This is a genomic window from Pseudorhodoferax sp. Leaf265, assembly GCF_001422365.1.
In the GTDB taxonomy this organism is placed as follows: Bacteria; Pseudomonadota; Gammaproteobacteria; order Burkholderiales; family Burkholderiaceae_C; genus Pseudorhodoferax.
This window is the reverse complement of record NZ_LMMT01000039.1, coordinates 449,104-464,017: the sequence shown is the minus strand read 5'-3', so window position 1 is coordinate 464,017 and position 14,914 is coordinate 449,104. Positions and strand designations below refer to the sequence as shown.

The 14,914-nt window shown below is 66.5% G+C and carries 14 protein-coding genes and 1 tRNA gene; 3 read left to right on the top strand and 12 right to left on the bottom strand.

The window, feature by feature from the left end; genetic code table 11:
• The first annotated feature begins 2 nt into the window (after positions 1-2).
• On the top strand, positions 3-275 hold the full coding sequence (locus ASF45_RS31090; RefSeq protein WP_056672749.1) for an SWIB/MDM2 domain-containing protein: 273 nt from the start codon (positions 3-5) through the stop codon (positions 273-275).
• 126 nt (positions 276-401) lie between these two features.
• On the opposite strand, the gene ASF45_RS31085 is transcribed toward ASF45_RS31090, so the two are convergent.
• The 10 genes from ASF45_RS31085 to ppsA form a co-directional block, all read right to left on the bottom strand.
• Positions 402-489 (bottom strand) — tRNA-Ser (locus tag ASF45_RS31085).
• A 51-nt stretch (positions 490-540) separates the two neighbouring features.
• The gene (serS, locus tag ASF45_RS31080) at positions 541-1,863 is read right to left on the bottom strand and encodes a serine--tRNA ligase (protein WP_056672748.1); all 1,323 of its coding nucleotides are present in this window, start codon (positions 1,861-1,863) and stop codon (positions 541-543) included.
• A 16-nt stretch (positions 1,864-1,879) separates the two neighbouring features.
• Complete coding sequence (locus tag ASF45_RS31075) at positions 1,880-2,833, bottom strand: threonine/serine dehydratase (protein ID WP_056672747.1); 954 nt, start codon at positions 2,831-2,833, stop codon at positions 1,880-1,882.
• Positions 2,833-4,236 carry a replicative DNA helicase gene (gene dnaB / locus ASF45_RS31070; RefSeq protein WP_063887829.1) on the bottom strand — a complete coding sequence of 468 codons (1,404 nt, stop codon included), beginning with the start codon at positions 4,234-4,236 and terminating at the stop codon, positions 2,833-2,835. Before dnaB ends, ASF45_RS31075 begins: the two co-directional genes overlap by 1 nt.
• 191 nt (positions 4,237-4,427) lie before the next feature.
• Positions 4,428-4,880 carry a 50S ribosomal protein L9 gene (gene rplI, locus ASF45_RS31065; RefSeq protein ID WP_056672897.1) on the bottom strand — a complete coding sequence of 151 codons (453 nt, stop codon included), beginning with the start codon at positions 4,878-4,880 and terminating at the stop codon, positions 4,428-4,430.
• Positions 4,881-4,892: 12 nt separating this feature from the next.
• Entirely contained in the window at positions 4,893-5,177 is a 285-nt protein-coding gene (gene rpsR, locus ASF45_RS31060) for a 30S ribosomal protein S18 (RefSeq protein ID WP_056186748.1), read from the bottom strand.
• Entirely contained in the window at positions 5,164-5,487 is a 324-nt protein-coding gene (gene priB / locus ASF45_RS31055) for a primosomal replication protein N (RefSeq protein ID WP_056672745.1), read from the bottom strand. Before priB ends, rpsR begins: the two co-directional genes overlap by 14 nt.
• A gap of 52 nt (positions 5,488-5,539) precedes the next feature.
• Positions 5,540-5,911 (bottom strand): 30S ribosomal protein S6, encoded by a 372-nt coding sequence (gene rpsF, locus ASF45_RS31050; RefSeq protein WP_056672744.1) that lies wholly within the window; start codon positions 5,909-5,911, stop codon positions 5,540-5,542.
• 97 nt (positions 5,912-6,008) lie between these two features.
• Positions 6,009-8,234: a VC_2705 family sodium/solute symporter gene (locus ASF45_RS31045; protein WP_156473245.1), complete on the bottom strand. Its 2,226-nt coding sequence runs from the start codon at positions 8,232-8,234 to the stop codon at positions 6,009-6,011.
• A gap of 94 nt (positions 8,235-8,328) precedes the next feature.
• The gene (gene ppsA / locus ASF45_RS31040) at positions 8,329-10,719 is read right to left on the bottom strand and encodes a phosphoenolpyruvate synthase (protein WP_056672743.1); all 2,391 of its coding nucleotides are present in this window, start codon (positions 10,717-10,719) and stop codon (positions 8,329-8,331) included.
• Positions 10,720-10,942: 223 nt separating this feature from the next.
• Here ppsA and ASF45_RS31035 point away from each other — a divergent pair, with 223 nt between their 5' ends.
• Entirely contained in the window at positions 10,943-11,764 is an 822-nt protein-coding gene (locus ASF45_RS31035; RefSeq protein WP_056672742.1) for a pyruvate, water dikinase regulatory protein, read from the top strand.
• Positions 11,765-11,786: 22 nt separating this feature from the next.
• Here the strand turns inward: ASF45_RS31035 and ahpF are convergent, their stop codons facing one another.
• Positions 11,787-13,361: an alkyl hydroperoxide reductase subunit F gene (gene ahpF / locus ASF45_RS31030; RefSeq protein ID WP_056672741.1), complete on the bottom strand. Its 1,575-nt coding sequence runs from the start codon at positions 13,359-13,361 to the stop codon at positions 11,787-11,789.
• 133 nt (positions 13,362-13,494) lie between these two features.
• Positions 13,495-14,070: an alkyl hydroperoxide reductase subunit C gene (gene ahpC / locus ASF45_RS31025; protein WP_056672739.1), complete on the bottom strand. Its 576-nt coding sequence runs from the start codon at positions 14,068-14,070 to the stop codon at positions 13,495-13,497.
• 264 nt (positions 14,071-14,334) lie between these two features.
• Here ahpC and bfr point away from each other — a divergent pair, with 264 nt between their 5' ends.
• The gene (bfr, locus tag ASF45_RS31020; protein ID WP_056672737.1) at positions 14,335-14,811 is read left to right on the top strand and encodes a bacterioferritin; all 477 of its coding nucleotides are present in this window, start codon (positions 14,335-14,337) and stop codon (positions 14,809-14,811) included.
• Positions 14,812-14,914: the final 103 nt, after the last annotated feature.

The window sequence follows — 14,914 nt, the reverse complement described above, 5'->3', positions numbered from 1 at the left end:
CAATGACCGAAGCCACCTCCCCCAAAAAGCAAACCGCCTTCAACAAGCCCCTGCGCCCCAGTGAAGCACTGGCCCGCGTCGTGGGTGCCGAGCCCATCGCCCGCACGGAGGCCACGAAGAAGCTGTGGGACTACATCAAGGCCCAAAAGCTGCAAAACCCTGCAAACAAGCGCAACATCCTGTGCGACGACGCGCTCAAGGCGGTGATGGGCAAGGACGAGGTGACCATGTTCGAGATGACGGGCCTCGTCGGCAAGCATCTGGCGGCGACCTGAGCCAGGTTCACGGCGCACGCGGTGCCGATCCAGCAACCACGCGTGCGCCGGTTCCCACCAATGCGTTGAATCGGCGCCGCAAACAAAAAAGCCTTGCAAGTCACGACTTGCAAGGCTTTTTGCTTTTGGCGGAGAGGGTGGGATTCGAACCCACGGTACCTTGCGGTACGCCTGATTTCGAGTCAGGTACATTCGACCACTCTGCCACCTCTCCTGAAATCCTTGTGGCACCCGGCGGTCGACCCGGGTTGCGAAGCCCACGATTCTAGCAGGACAAACGCGCGATTCCGCCAAGGTAGGGCCGCAAAACTTCCGGGACCGTCACAGAACCATCTTCGTTCTGGTAGTTCTCCAGCACCGCGACCAGCGTGCGGCCCACGGCCAGGCCCGAACCGTTGAGCGTGTGCAGCAACTCGTTCTTGCCTTGCGCGTTCTTGAAGCGCGCCTGCAGCCGGCGCGCCTGGAAGGCCTCGCAGTTGGAGACGGAGCTGATCTCGCGGTAGGTGTTCTGCGCCGGCAGCCAGACCTCCAGGTCGTGCGTGCGCGCGGCACCGAAGCCCATGTCGCCCGTGCACAGGCACAGCACGCGGTACGGCAGGCCGAGCTTCTTGAGCACGGTCTCGGCGTGGCCGGTCATCTCGTCGAGCGCGGCGTAGCTCTTCTCGGGGTGCACGATCTGCACCATCTCGACCTTGTCGAACTGGTGCTGGCGGATCAGGCCGCGCGTGTCGCGCCCGGCGCTGCCGGCTTCGGAGCGGAAGCACGGCGTGTGCGCGGTCAGCCGGATCGGCAGCTCCGACTCGGCCACGATGCTGTCGCGCACGAAGTTGGTCAGCGGCACCTCGCTCGTGGGGATCAGGTACAGAGCCTGGTGGTCCGGCACGGGCTCGGACTCCTGGCCGCCCTTCTTGGCCGCGAACAGGTCGCCCTCGAACTTGGGCAGCTGGCCCGTGCCCTGCATGCTGTCGGCGTTGACGACGTAGGGCACGTAGCACTCGGTGTAGCCATGCTCCTGCGTCTGCACGTCCAGCATGAACTGCGCGAGTGCGCGGTGCAGGCGTGCGATCTGGCCTTTCATGACGGTGAAGCGCGAACCCGAGAGCTTGACGCCCATCTCGAAATCCAGGCCCAGCGGCGTGCCGATGTCCACATGGTCGCGCGGGGTGAACGCCAGCGGCCTGGGGTCCTGGCCGTCCGGGCTCCACCGGCGCAGCTCCACGTTGCCCTGCTCATCGTCGCCGACCGGCACGCTCTCGTGCGGTAGGTTGGGCACGGCCAGCAGCAGTTGCTGGAGTTCGGGCTGCAGCTGGTCCAGGCGCGCGGCGGAAGCCTCGAGCTCGGCTTTGAGTGCGTTGACCTCGGCCATCACGGCGTCGGCGCTCTCGCCCCTGGCCTTGAGCTGGCCGATCTGCTTGGACAGCGCGTTGCGTTTGGCCTGCAGTTCCTCGGTGCGGGTCTGCAGCGTCTTGCGCTCGGTTTCCAGCGCCTTGAAGGCCGCCACATCGAGATAGGGCTGCGGGCTCTTGCGCTGCGCGAGCCGCGCAACCACGGCGTCCAGGTCTTTTCGGAGAAGGGTGATGTCCAGCATCGGATGATTCTAGTTTTCAGGCCAGGGTGGCCGGGTCCACGTTGGCGCCGCACAGCACCAGGCCCACGCGCTCGTCGGTGCGTGGCACGTAAGCGCCGCTCTGCAGTGCAGCGAGGCCCAGCGCCGCGGCCGGCTCGACGGCCAGGCGCAGTTCGCGCCACAGCCATTGCTGGGCCTGGCGGATGGCGTCGTCATCAAGCAGCAGCGCGGTCTGCACATGCTGCTGCGTGGTGGCCCAGCCGATCGCGCCGATGCGCTTGGCGCCCAGCGAATCGGCGGCCACGCCGCCCACATCGACATCGACGGGTGCGCCGGCTTCGCGTGCACGGAACAGCGTGGGCGCCAGGGCCGGCTCCAGCGCGACGACATGGCAGCGGTCTTCGCACCACGCCGCGATGCCACCGATCAGGCCGCCACCGCCTACGCTGACGAGCAGGCTGTCGGGCAGGCCCCCGGCCTGCTCCTCGATCTCGCGCGCCAAGGTGCCGGCACCGGCCACGACCTCGGGCTGGTCGTAGGCATGGGTCAGCAGCGCACCGGTCTCCTGCGCGCGTGCCATGCAGGCGGCCAGGGCTTCCGAATAGGCCGCGCCGATGACGTGCACCTGCGCACCCAGCGCACGCAGACGCGCCTGCTTGGCCGGCGAAGAGATGGTCGGCACGAACACCTCGCAGCGCACGCCCAGGGCCTGGGCGGCCGCGGCCGTGGCGATGCCGGCGTTGCCGCCTGAGGCGACGATGACGCCGGCCGCAGGAATCGGCTGCGCGAGCAGCCGGTGCAGCATGCCGCGCGCCTTGAAGCTGCCCGAGACCTGCAGCTGCTCGAGCTTGAGCCAGACCTCGGCACAGGCCAGGCCCAGCGCCGCGCCGGGCAGGCGCCACAGCGGCGTGGCACGCAGGAAGTTGGCAGGGCCCTGGCGCAGGCGCTCGTGTGCGGCTTCGATCTCCGCGCGCGTGGTGCCGGCGGGCATCAGTAGCTGTCGTCCGAGCCGGCCGCGAGGCTCTCGAACTTGGTGATGTTGCGCAGGAAGGCGAGCTTGACGGTGCCGGTCGGGCCATTGCGTTGCTTGGCAATGATCACCTCGGCCACGCCGGGCTCCTTGCAGGCGTCCTTGGTGTAGTACTCGTCGCGGTAGATGAACATGATGATGTCCGCGTCCTGCTCGATGGCGCCAGACTCACGCAGGTCGCTCATCATGGGGCGCTTGTCGGGGCGCTGCTCCACGCTGCGGTTGAGCTGCGACAACGCGATCACCGGGCACTGCAGTTCGCGCGCGAGCATCTTGAGGCCCCGCGAGATCTCGCCGAGTTCGGTAGCGCGGTTCTCGTCGCTGCCGCCGCCCGAGCCGCTCATCAGCTGCAGGTAGTCGACCACGATCAGGCCCAGCTTGCCGCACTGGCGCGCCAGCCGCCGCGCATTGGCGCGCAGTTCGCTGGGCGACAGTCCCGGCGTCTCGTCGATGTGCAGCGAGATGCTGCGCAGCTTCTCGATGGCCTCGGTCAGGCGCGGCCATTCGTCGTCGGTCAGCCGGCCGTTGCGCAGGTGGCTCTGGTCGACGCGGCCGATGGAGCCGACGATGCGCACGGCCAGCTGGGACGCACCCATTTCCATCGAGAAGATCGCGACAGGCAAGCCTTCGTTGAGCGCCACGTGCTCGGCGATGTTCACGGCGAAGGCGGTCTTGCCCATGGAGGGGCGCGCGGCCAGCACCACCATGTCGCCGGGCTGCAGGCCCGAGGTCATGCGGTCCAGGTCGTAGAAGCCCGTGGGCACGCCCGTGATCTCGTTCTGCTGGTCGGCCATCTCCTGCACACGGTCCAGCAGGTCGACGACCAGCGACTCCATGGCCTGGAAGCCCTGCTTGTTGCGCGCACCCTCTTCGCCGATGTTGAAGATCTTCTGCTCGGCTTCGTCCAGGATCTTGTCGACCGCGCGGCCCTGGGTGTTGAAGGCGCTGGTGGCGATCTCGTCGCTGGCCGTGACCAGCTTGCGCAGGATGGCGCGCTCGCGCACGATTTCGCCGTAGCGGCGGATGTTGCTCGCGCTGGGCACGAACTGCGCCAGCGAGTTCAGGTAAGACAGCCCGCCCACGTCATCGGCCTTGCCGACGGACTGCAGCACCTCGTAGACCGTGATCACGTCGGCCGGCTTGTTGGCATTCACGAGATCGCGGATGGCCGCGAAGATCAGCCGATGCTCGTAGCGGTAGAAGTCGCCGTCCTTGAGCACGTCGCCGACGCGGTCCCAGGCCGCGTTGTCCAGCAACAGGCCGCCCAGTACGCTGGATTCGGCCTCGATGGAATGTGGCGGTACGCGCAACTGCGCGATCTGGCGATCCTGCGGATCGTCATCGATAGAGAACATGGCAGACATCGGGGTCCTCGAAGACAAGCGCGGCATGCTACGCCGCTACAGCGCTGACCGCATGGACAAGCATGGGACAAGCCTGTGCATAAGCAGTGGAACAGCAGTGACTTACCTGCTGCAAGCTGTGGGAAACGGAGGCCGGAAAAACAAAAAGCCGCCGGGCTCGCGCCTGGCGGCTTCTCTGCAGACCGCAGGGGTCAGGCGGTTTCGCCGTACACCGAGACGTTGATCTCGACGACCACGTCGGTGTGCAGGGCCACGCCCACGGTGCTTTCGCTGACGGTCTTGATCGGACCGTTGGGCATGCGCACTTGCGACTTGGCCACCTTGTAGCCGAGCTTGTCCAGTTCTTCGGCGATGTCGGCGTTGGTCACCGAGCCGAACAGACGGCCGTCCACGCCGGCCTTCTGGGTCAGCTTGACGGTGGTGCCGGACAGCTTGTCGCCTTGCGCCTTGGCTTCGGCCAGCTTGGCAGCGGCGGCCTTTTCCAGCTCCGCGCGGCGCGCTTCGAATTCGGCCTTGGCCGATTCGGTGGCACGGCGGGCACGGCCGGTCGGGATCAGGAAGTTGCGGGCGTAGCCATCCTTGACCTTGACGATTTCGCCAAGGTTGCCGAGGTTCACGACCTTGTCGAGCAGAATGATTTGCATGGTCATCGCTCCTTAGATGCGGTGCTGGTCGCTGTACGGCAGCATCGCGAGGAAACGCGCGCGCTTGATGGCCGTGTTCAGCTGACGCTGGAAGAAGGCACGGGTGCCGGTCAGACGCGCCGGGATGATCTTGCCGTTCTCGGCAATGAAATCGCGCAGCGTGTCGATGTCCTTGTAGTCGATGTGTTCGACACCAGTCACGGTGAAGCGGCAAAAGCGCTTGCGCTTGAACAGCAGCGATTGGGTGTTGCGCTTGGGACGCTTGTCCTTGTTGTTGAAACGCCTAGGTCCGGCCATGGTGGGCTCCTGATGAATCTGTTGAAACTGGTTGAAACTCTTGCACGTGCAGAACGAGACCTTTGCCAGCGCGCGGATTGGTGACGAAGCCAGCGAACCGCCAGCTGCTGCCAACCACCTGCCTGCGCATCCGCTCGGCTACGGCACCGAAGGCCACAGCACGGATGCTTGCCTTGATGTGCCGGGTCTGGCCCGCCTCCTCGACCTCTGACTCGTGTTCCAGCACCAGATCCTGGGCGGGCAAGCCGGCCGGGGTGTAGCGCAGGGCCTTGAGTTCGGCGATCGACGCGGTCAGCAGCAGGTGGTTCATGCCTGCCAAGCCTGCACGCGGCGGTGCGTTGCGTTCTGCTGCAGTGCCGTCCTCAATGCTGGCCGGCGGTCTCGGCCTGCTGGGTCTTGCGGGCTTCTTCGCGCTCGACGGTCTTCATCATCGAAGACGGGCCGGTTTCGGCCTTCTTCAGCTGGACCGTCAGGTGGCGCAGCACGGCATCGTTGAACTTGAAGGCGTGCTCGAGCTCGCTCATCACGGCCTGGTCGGCCTCGATGTTGACGCACAGGTAGTGCGCCTTGGCCAGCTTGTTGATCATGTAGGCCAGTTGACGGCGGCCCCAGTCTTCCACGCGGTGGATCTTGCCGCCGCCGTTGGTGATCATGGACTTGTAGCGTTCCAGCATGGCCGGAACCTGTTCGCTCTGATCCGGGTGGATCATGAGGATGATTTCGTAATGACGCATGAACTCTCCTTAAGAGTAAAGCCCCGCCCTCTTTCAAGGGTTGGAGGCCAAAACCACCCGCGGCGTCAACTGCAGTGTGGCAAGGCAAAGCCGAGCATTATAGCCCGGATTTCCGAGTGAGCAAAGTGGCCACCACAATGGCACCTGTTGCAGCAGCCAGGCCGAACACGCCGGACGCCGCAGGTTGGATGCCGAACCACAGGCCCGACCCGGCAAAGCCGGTCCAGCCGCGCACCACGGGATGGTGAGCCAGCATGTAGCCCAGCGTCACGCCGGCACCGGCCAGCATGCCGGCCACCACGCCGGCGCGCGAGGTGCGACGCCAGAAGATGCCAGCCACCAGGGCCGGGAAGAAGGTCGAGGCGGCCAGTGAAAACGAGGCCGTGACCAGGTACAGGATGTCGGCCGAACGCCAGGCCGCCACGTAGGCGGCCGCCAGCGCCACCATGAGCAGCGCGAACTTGGAAAACACCACGCTGTAGATCGCCCCCACGCGGCGCCGGCCGCTCTGCAGGTACAGGTCGTGGGCAAAGGCGTTGCCCATGGTCAGCAGCAGGCCGTCGGCTGTGGACAGGGCGGCCGCCAGGCCGCCGGCCGCCACCAGCCCGGCGATCACATAGGGCAGCCCGCCGATCTCGGGCGTGGCCAGCATGATGAGGTCCGCGCCGAGGCGGATCTCGGCGAACTGCAGGATGCGGTCGCCGTTCACGTCGGCCACCGAGACGAGCGCGGGGTCGACGCGCGCCCACTGCGCGATCCAGGCCGGCAGGTCATCGAAGCTCTTGCCCACCAGTTCGCTGAGCACCTCGTGCTTGACCAGCACGGCCAGCGCCGGCGCCGCGATGTACAGCAACGAGATGAACAGCAGCGACCAGGCCACCGAACTGCGCGCGCCCGCGACCGAGGGCGTGGTGAAGAAGCGCGTGAGCAGGTGCGGCAGGCCAGCCGTGCCCAGCATCAGGCACAGCATCAGCGCGAGGAAGTTGAGCCGTGCTGTCGAGAAGGCGGCACGCTCAGCCGGCGTACCGTCGGGATGGCCGCCGAAGGGCGTGGCCATGGGCGCCACGCCACCCAGCGGGCGCGAACGCTCGTGCATCTCCGCCAGCGCGCGCGTCCAGCGTTCGCGTGCGGCCTGCTCGGTCGTGGGCAGCGCGTTCAGCACGCGGCTGGCTTCGCGCAACTCGGCATCGGATGCACCAGCCGCGCGCAGCTGCTGCAGACGCTGCTGCGCCTGCAGGCGCTCGCGCGTGAGCGCCGCGGGCACGTCGCGCAGCATGGCCTCGTAAGCGGCGGCGCGGCGCGCGAACTCGGCCACCACGGCCTGCTCGGCCGGCGCCGCGGCGAGCTCGGCCTCGCGCACGGCGATCTGCCCCAGCTGCGGCCCGTAGACGAAGGGCGCCGCCGGATGGCCGAGCTGCTTGTAGGCCAGCCAGGACACCGGGATCAGGAAGGCCAGGATCAGGATCACGAACTGCGCCACCTGCGTCCAGGTGACGGCCCGCATGCCGCCCAGGAAGCTGCAGACCAGCACACCGCCCAGACCGAGCAGGATGCCGATCTCGAACTGCACGCCGGTCAGGCGCGAGGCGATCAGGCCGACACCGTAGATCTGCGCCACGACATAGGTGAACGAGCACAGCACCGCCGCCAGCGCCGCCAGCACGCGCGGCCAGCGGCCGCCGAAGCGCTGGGCGAAGTAGTCGGGCACGGTGTAGATCTCGGCGCGGCGCAGGGCCGGCGCGATCAACAGCGCCACCAGGCAGAAGCCGCCGGTCCAGCCCAGGACATAGGCCAGGCCGCCGGCCTGGCCGGGCAGGCCCGAGAAGCCCTGCAGGTACAGCCCGCCGGCCAGGCTGATGAAGGAGGCCGCGCTCATCCAGTCGGCGGCCGTCGCCATGCCGTTGTAGACGGGCGGCACGCTGCGGCCGGCCACGTAGTACTCGCGCGCGTCCGACGTGCGGCAGAAGATGCCGATGCCCGCGTACAGCGCCAGGCTGGAGAACAGGAAGATGGCGCCGATCCAGGGGCGTGGCAGGCCGGCCCGCTCGGCCAGCGCCATCGCGGCGAGGAAGGCCAGCAGGCACAGCACGTAGAGCCCGAAGATGCGGTGCAGCCGGCCATGGGTGCTGGGCGCGGCGGCCTCGCTGCCGCGCTTGGCCCGCGCGTAGACCGCCACGATGGCGATGAAGCCGAGCACGGCGCCCTGCGCGCAGAGCCAGTAGTTCAGCGGCCAGCCGGCAACGGTGGCGTCGAGGTCGCGGGCGAACCAGGCCGGCCCGAACGCCAGCAACGCCCACAGCAGCAACAGCAGACCTCGCAGCAATCCGTCGTCTCCTCTGCACCACGCACGGGCGCGGCCGTTCTCATAAAAAAGGGCGCCCGAAGGCGCCCCGATGGTGCGGATGGCTGCTGCGCCCTCAGCGCGCCAGCTGCTGCCAGGTCGCGACCACCGTGTCCGGGTTCAGCGAGATCGATTCGATGCCCTGGTCGGCCAGCCACTGTGCGAAGTCCGGGTGGTCGCTGGGGCCCTGACCGCAGATGCCCACGTACTTGCCCTTGGCCTTGCAGGCGTCAATGGCACGCTTGAGCATGGCCTGCACGGCCGGGTCGCGCTCGTCGAAGTCGGCGGCCAGCAGCTCCAGGCCGGAGTCGCGGTCCAGGCCCAGCGTGAGCTGGGTCAAATCGTTCGAACCGATCGAGAAGCCGTCGAAGTACTCCAGGAACTGGTCGGCCAGGATGGCGTTGCTGGGCACCTCGCACATCATGATGACCTTGAGGTCGTCCTGGCCGCGCTTGAGGCCGTGCACGGCCAGCAGCTCGGTCACGCGCTCGGCCTGCTTCAGGGTGCGCACGAAGGGCACCATGATCTGCACATTGGACAGGCCCATGTCGTTGCGCACCCGCTTCAGGGCCTGGCATTCCATCGCGAAAGCCTCGCCGAACTCGGCGCTGATGTAGCGCGCCGCACCGCGGAAGCCCAGCATCGGGTTCTCTTCCTCGGGCTCGTAGCGGCTGCCGCCGATCAGTTTGCGGTACTCGTTGGACTTGAAGTCCGACAGGCGCACGATCACAGGCTTGGGCCAGAAGGCCGCGGCGATGGTCGCCACGCCCTCGGCAACCTTGTCGACGTAGAAGGCGCGCGGCGACGCATGGCCGCGGGCCACCGACTCGACGGCCTTCTTGAGGTCGGCATCGACGTTCGGGTAGTCGAGAATGGCCTTGGGGTGCACGCCGATGTTGTTGTTGATGATGAACTCCAGCCGCGCCAGGCCCACGCCCGCGTTGGGCAGCTGGCAGAAGTCGAAGGCCAGCTGCGGGTTGCCCACGTTCATCATGATCTTGGTCTTGATCTCGGGCATGGCGCCGCGCTCGACCTCGGTCACTTCGGTTTCCAGCAGGCCGTCGTAGATGTGGCCGGTGTCGCCCTCGGCACAGCTCACGGTGACCAGCGTGCCGGTCTTCAGCCGCTCGGTCGCGTCGCCGCAGCCGACCACGGCCGGGATGCCCAGTTCGCGCGCAATGATGGCCGCGTGGCAGGTGCGGCCGCCACGGTTGGTCACGATGGCGCTGGCGCGCTTCATGACAGGCTCCCAGTTCGGATCCGTCATGTCGGTCACGAGCACGTCGCCGGGCTGCACCTCGTCCATCTGGCTGATGTGGTGGACCAGGCGCACCGGGCCGGTACCGATCTTCTGGCCAATGGCTCGACCTTCTGCCAGCACGGCGCTGCGGCCCTTGAGCTTGTAGCGCTGCTCGGCCTTGCCGGCCTGTTGGCTTTTCACGGTCTCGGGGCGGGCCTGCAGGATGTAGAGCTGGCCATCGGTGCCGTCCTTGCCCCACTCGATGTCCATCGGGCGGCCGTAGTGCTCCTCGATCACCAGGGCGTACTGGGCCAGTTGCTCGACCTCGGCGTCGGTCAGCGAATAGCGGTTGCGCAGCTCGGTCGGCACGTCCACGGTCTTGACCAGCTTGCCGCTGGCCTTCTTTTCCTCGGGGGTGGCGAACACCATCTGGATCAGCTTGCTACCCAGGTTGCGGCGGATCACGGCCTTCTTGCCGGCCTTGAGCATGGGCTTGTGGGCGTAGAACTCGTCGGGGTTCACGGCGCCCTGCACCACGGTCTCGCCCAGGCCGTAGCTGGAGGTGATGAACACCACCTGGTCGAAGCCGGACTCGGTGTCGATCGTGAACATCACGCCGGCCGCGCCCAGGTCGGAGCGCACCATGCGCTGCACGCCGGCCGACAGAGCCACCACGTCATGGGCGAAGCCCTTGTGCACGCGGTAGCTGATGGCGCGGTCGTTGTACAGGGAGGCGAAGACCTCCTTCATCTTGTGCAACACGTCCTCGATGCCGACCACGTTCAGGAAGGTCTCCTGCTGGCCTGCGAACGAGGCGTCGGGCAGGTCTTCCGCGGTGGCGGAGGAGCGCACGGCGAAGCTGGCCTGGTCGTTGCCGGCCGAGAGCTTGGCGAAGGCATCGCGCACGCCCTTCTCCAGTGCCGCCGGGAACGGCTGGGCCTCGATCCAGCCGCGGATCTCGGCACCGGCGGCGGCCAGCGCGCGCACGTCCTCAATGTCCAGCGTGGCGAGCCGCTGCGCGATGCGCTGGGTCAGGCCTTCGTGCGCGAGGAATTCGCGGAAGGCGTGGGCGGTGGTCGCGAAGCCCGTGGGCACGCGCACGCCCTGGGGCAGCTGCGAGATCATTTCGCCGAGGCTGGCGTTCTTGCCGCCAACCGCCTCGACGTCGGTCATCCTCAGGTTCTCAAACGGTACGACCAGGGCGGTCGCCTCAAAGAGTGCAGACATGGGAAAGCTCCAAAGGTTGAAAAACCGTCTGCACGCTGCCCGCAGGACACCCCGCCGTCAGCAACGTCGTCCATGCCGGCGGCGCAACGTCGTTGTCGTTGCTGTGTGTGCGCGCACCACATGGTGAAAATCTGGGACATTGGGGCGGCATTGTAGGGGCCAGCCCGCGCGCGGTGTGTAGGCACAGTTCCTGCAAAATGGCCGCGCAGTTTCTGGAGCACCTATGACGACCCGCACCGTATTCTTCATTTCCGACGGCACGGGCATCACTGCCGAAACCTTCGGCAACGCCATCCTGGCGCAGTTCGACATGAAGACGCGCCACGTCCGCCTGCCCTTCGTCGACACCATCGACAAGGCCCACCAGGCCGTGCGCCAGATCAACCACACGGCCGAGGTCGAGGGTCGCAAGCCGCTGGTGTTCACGACCATCGTCAACGTGGAGGTGCTGCAGTTCTTCGAGCAGCACTGCAACGGCATGCTGCTGGACATGTTCGGCACCTTCGTGCGGCCGCTCGAAGTGGAGCTGGGCATCAAGTCCCACCACCGTGTGGGCCGCTTCAGCGACATCAGCAAGAGCCAGGCCTACAACGACCGCATCGCGGCGATCAACTTCTCGCTGGAACACGACGACGGCCAGAGCGACCGCGACCTGCAGCAGTCCGACGTGATCCTGGTCGGCGTCTCCCGCAGCGGCAAGACGCCGACCTCGCTCTACCTGGCCATGCAGTACGGGCTGAAGGCTTCCAACTACCCGCTGATCCCTGAAGACTTCGACCGCAACCACCTGCCACCCGCGCTGGTGCCGCACCGCGCCAAGCTGTTCGGCCTGACCATCAACCCCGAGCGGCTCTCGGAGATCCGCAACGAGCGCCGGCCCAACTCGCGCTATGCCTCGATCGAGAACTGCCGCATGGAGGTGGCCGCGGCCGAATCGATGATGCGGCGCAGCGGCATCCGCTGGCTCAGCACCACGACCAAGTCGATCGAAGAGATCGCCACCACCATCCTGCAGGAGGTGCGGCCCGAGCGGCTCACCTACTGAGCCGCCTGGCGCGCTGACCCGCTCAGGCCCCGACCGGGGCCGAACTGCGGATCAGGTGGTCGAACGCGCTGAGTGCCGCCTTGGCGCCCTCGCCCGCGGCGATCACGATCTGCTTGTAGGGCGTGGTCGTCACGTCACCCGCCGCGAACACGCCGGGCACGGAGGTCTGGCCCCGTGCGTCGACGATGATCTCGCCGTGCTTGGACAGCTCCACCGTGCCCTTGAGCCACTCGGTGTTGGGCACCAGGCCGATCTGCACGAACACACCCTCGAGCGCCACCAGGTGCTCGGCGCCGGTCGCGCGGTCCTTGTAGCGCAGGCCGTTGACCTTGCCGTCGGCACCGGTGATCTCGGTGGTCTGGGCGTTGGTGTGCACCGTCACGTTGGGCAGGCTCAGCAGCTTGCGCACCAGCACGGCATCGGCCTTGAGCTGGTCGGCGAATTCGACCAGGGTCACGTGGCTCACGATACCGGCCAGGTCGATCGCGGCCTCGACACCCGAGTTGCCGCCACCGATGACCGACACGCGCTTGCCCTTGAACAGCGGGCCGTCGCAGTGCGGGCAGTAGGCCACGCCCTTGTTGCGGTACTCGGCCTCGCCGGGCACGTTGACGTTGCGCCAGCGCGCGCCGGTGGACAGGATCACGGTCTTGCCCTTGAGCACGCCGCCGTTGGCCAATTGCACCTGGACCAGCCCACCGGGTTCGGTCGCGGGCACCAGCTTGTCGGCGCGCTGCAGGTTCATGATGTCGACCTCGTACGCACGCACGTGGGCCTCCAGGTTCGCGGCGAACTTGGGGCCATCGGTCTCCACGATGGAGATGTAGTTCTCGATGCCCAGCGTGTCGTTGACCTGGCCGCCGAAGCGTTCGGCCGCGACGCCGGTGCGGATGCCCTTGCGCGCCGCATAGACGGCGGCGGCAGCACCGGCCGGGCCACCGCCCACGATCAGCACGTCGTAGGGGTCCTTGGCCGACAGCTTGGCTCCCTCGCGCGCAGCCGCGCCGGTGTCCAGCTTGGCGACGATCTCTTCGAGCGACATGCGGCCCGCGCCGAACACCTCGCCGTTCAGGAACACCATGGGCACGGCCATGATCTCGCGCTCGGTCACTTCCTTGTGGAAGGCATTGCCCTCGATGACGACGGTCTGCACACGCGGGTTCAGCACGGCCATCAGCGACAGGGCCTGCACCACGTCAGGGCAGTTGTGGCAGTCCAGGCCCATGAAGACCTCGAACTGGTAGTCGCCGTCCAGCGCCTTGATCTGGTCGATCAGGTCCTGCTCGACCTTGGGCGGGTGGCCGCCGGTCCACAGCAGGGCCAGCACCAGCGAGGTGAATTCGTGGCCCAGCGGCAGGCCAGCGAAGCGCAGCTGCGTGTTGGTGCCCGTGCGCTGCACGGTGAACGAGGGCTTGCGCGCGTCGTTGCCATCCAGACGCAGCGCGATCTTGTCGCTGCGCAGGCTCTGGATCGTTTCCAGCAGGCTGCGCATGTCGCGGGCAGTCTCGCTGTCGTCCAGGGAAGCCACCAGTTCGAACGGCTGCGTGACGCGCTCCAGGTAGGCGCCGAGCTGGGTCTTGAGTTGGTCGTCGAGCATGGTGGATTCCTTTCGGTATGGAGTTATGTGGGGATCGAACGGGCGAAAAAAAGCCGGACGGCATGGCGCGTGAACGCCATGACGCTGTCCGGCTGGTGGGGCGCTGCACGCGCCCTGCCGTTGCCGGGGCTACTTAGATCTTGCCGACCAGGTCCAGCGAAGGCGTCAGCGTCTTCGCGCCTTCCTTCCACTTGGCCGGGCAGACCTGGCCAGGGTTGGCGGCGGTGAACTGGGCGGCCTTCAGCTTGCGCAGGGTTTCCGACACGTCACGGGCGATTTCGTTGGAGTGGATTTCCAGCGTCTTGATCACGCCATCGGGGTTGACCACGAAGGTGCCGCGCAGTGCCAGGCCTTCTTCGGGGATGTGCACGCCGAAGGCGTTGGTCAGCTGGTGCGTCGGGTCGCCGACGAGCGGGAACTTGGCCTTGCCGACGGCGTCCGAGGTTTCGTGCCAGACTTTGTGCGAGAAGTGCGTGTCGGTGGTCACGATGTAGACCTCGGCGCCTGCCTTCTGGAATTCGGCGTAGTTCTCGGCAGCGTCTTCGATCTCGGTCGGGCAGTTGAACGTGAAGGCTGCCGGCATGAAGATCAGGACGGACCACTTGCCCTTCAGCGTCGCTTCGGTCACTTCGATGAACTCGCCCTTGCCGGCGCGGTTCACGAAGGCGGTGGTCTTGAAGGGTTGGACTTGCGTGTTGATCAAAGACATGTTGTTCCTATGAAGGCAGTTGGGAAATCGCGAAGCCCGAACTTTAACCCCCGCACCCAGGCGCAGACCAATCGTTTGCCGATATGGGCTGCATTGAAAAAGCCAATGCGCGGCCACCGGTCTGTCACGCTCTGAGCAAGAACGCCTATCAATGTCAGCCGCAGCCACACCGCGAATGCGGGGGCTTTGTCTGGTGCCCGCCTTGGAGGAGCACGAGAATGCGCGGCTTGATCCACACCACAGCAGCATAAGAAGGAATACCCCATGCAAGGCGACCCCCAAGTCATCGCACACCTGCAGGCGCAACTCAAGAACGAGCTGACCGCCATCAACCAGTACTTCCTGCACTACCGCATGCTCAAGCACTGGGGTCTGACCAAGCTGGCCAAGAAGGAATACGAGGAATCCATCGGCGAGATGAAGCATGCCGACAAGCTCATGGACCGCATCTTCATGCTGGACGGCCTGCCCAACCTGCAGGATCTGGGCAAGCTCATGGTGGGCGAAGACGTGCCCGAGCTGCTGAACTGCGACCTCAAGATGGAATACGGCGCGCAGGCCACCATCAAGGACGGCATCGCCCATTGCGAGACCGTGCGCGATTACGTTTCGCGCGACCTGCTGCAAGGCATCCTGGACGACACCGAAGAGCACATCGACTTCCTGGAAACCCAGATCGACCTGGTCCAGAAGGTCGGCCTGCAGAACTACCTGCAAAGCCAGATGGGCGAGCTCGAGTGACGCAGCGCTGAAATCTCCGATGGCAACGGCGGGGTTCTCCCCGCCGTTTTTCATTGGCGCAATGGCTTTACCGCAGCGCCATGTTCGGGCAACACAATGCAGA

Coding starts and splice junctions, on each gene's coding strand:
- ASF45_RS31035 (WP_056672742.1), top strand. CDS start 10,943: ATGACGACCCGCACCGTATTCTTCATTTCCGACGGCACGGGCATCACT.
- bfr (WP_056672737.1), top strand. CDS start 14,335: ATGCAAGGCGACCCCCAAGTCATCGCACACCTGCAGGCGCAACTCAAG.
- ASF45_RS31090 (WP_056672749.1), top strand. CDS start 3: ATGACCGAAGCCACCTCCCCCAAAAAGCAAACCGCCTTCAACAAGCCC.
- rplI (WP_056672897.1), bottom strand. CDS start 4,880: ATGCAAATCATTCTGCTCGACAAGGTCGTGAACCTCGGCAACCTTGGC.
- ahpC (WP_056672739.1), bottom strand. CDS start 14,070: ATGTCTTTGATCAACACGCAAGTCCAACCCTTCAAGACCACCGCCTTC.
- dnaB (WP_063887829.1), bottom strand. CDS start 4,236: ATGTCTGCCATGTTCTCTATCGATGACGATCCGCAGGATCGCCAGATC.
- rpsF (WP_056672744.1), bottom strand. CDS start 5,911: ATGCGTCATTACGAAATCATCCTCATGATCCACCCGGATCAGAGCGAA.
- serS (WP_056672748.1), bottom strand. CDS start 1,863: ATGCTGGACATCACCCTTCTCCGAAAAGACCTGGACGCCGTGGTTGCG.
- ppsA (WP_056672743.1), bottom strand. CDS start 10,719: ATGTCTGCACTCTTTGAGGCGACCGCCCTGGTCGTACCGTTTGAGAAC.
- rpsR (WP_056186748.1), bottom strand. CDS start 5,177: ATGGCCGGACCTAGGCGTTTCAACAACAAGGACAAGCGTCCCAAGCGC.
- ASF45_RS31075 (WP_056672747.1), bottom strand. CDS start 2,833: ATGCCCGCCGGCACCACGCGCGCGGAGATCGAAGCCGCACACGAGCGC.
- priB (WP_056672745.1), bottom strand. CDS start 5,487: ATGAACCACCTGCTGCTGACCGCGTCGATCGCCGAACTCAAGGCCCTG.
- ahpF (WP_056672741.1), bottom strand. CDS start 13,361: ATGCTCGACGACCAACTCAAGACCCAGCTCGGCGCCTACCTGGAGCGC.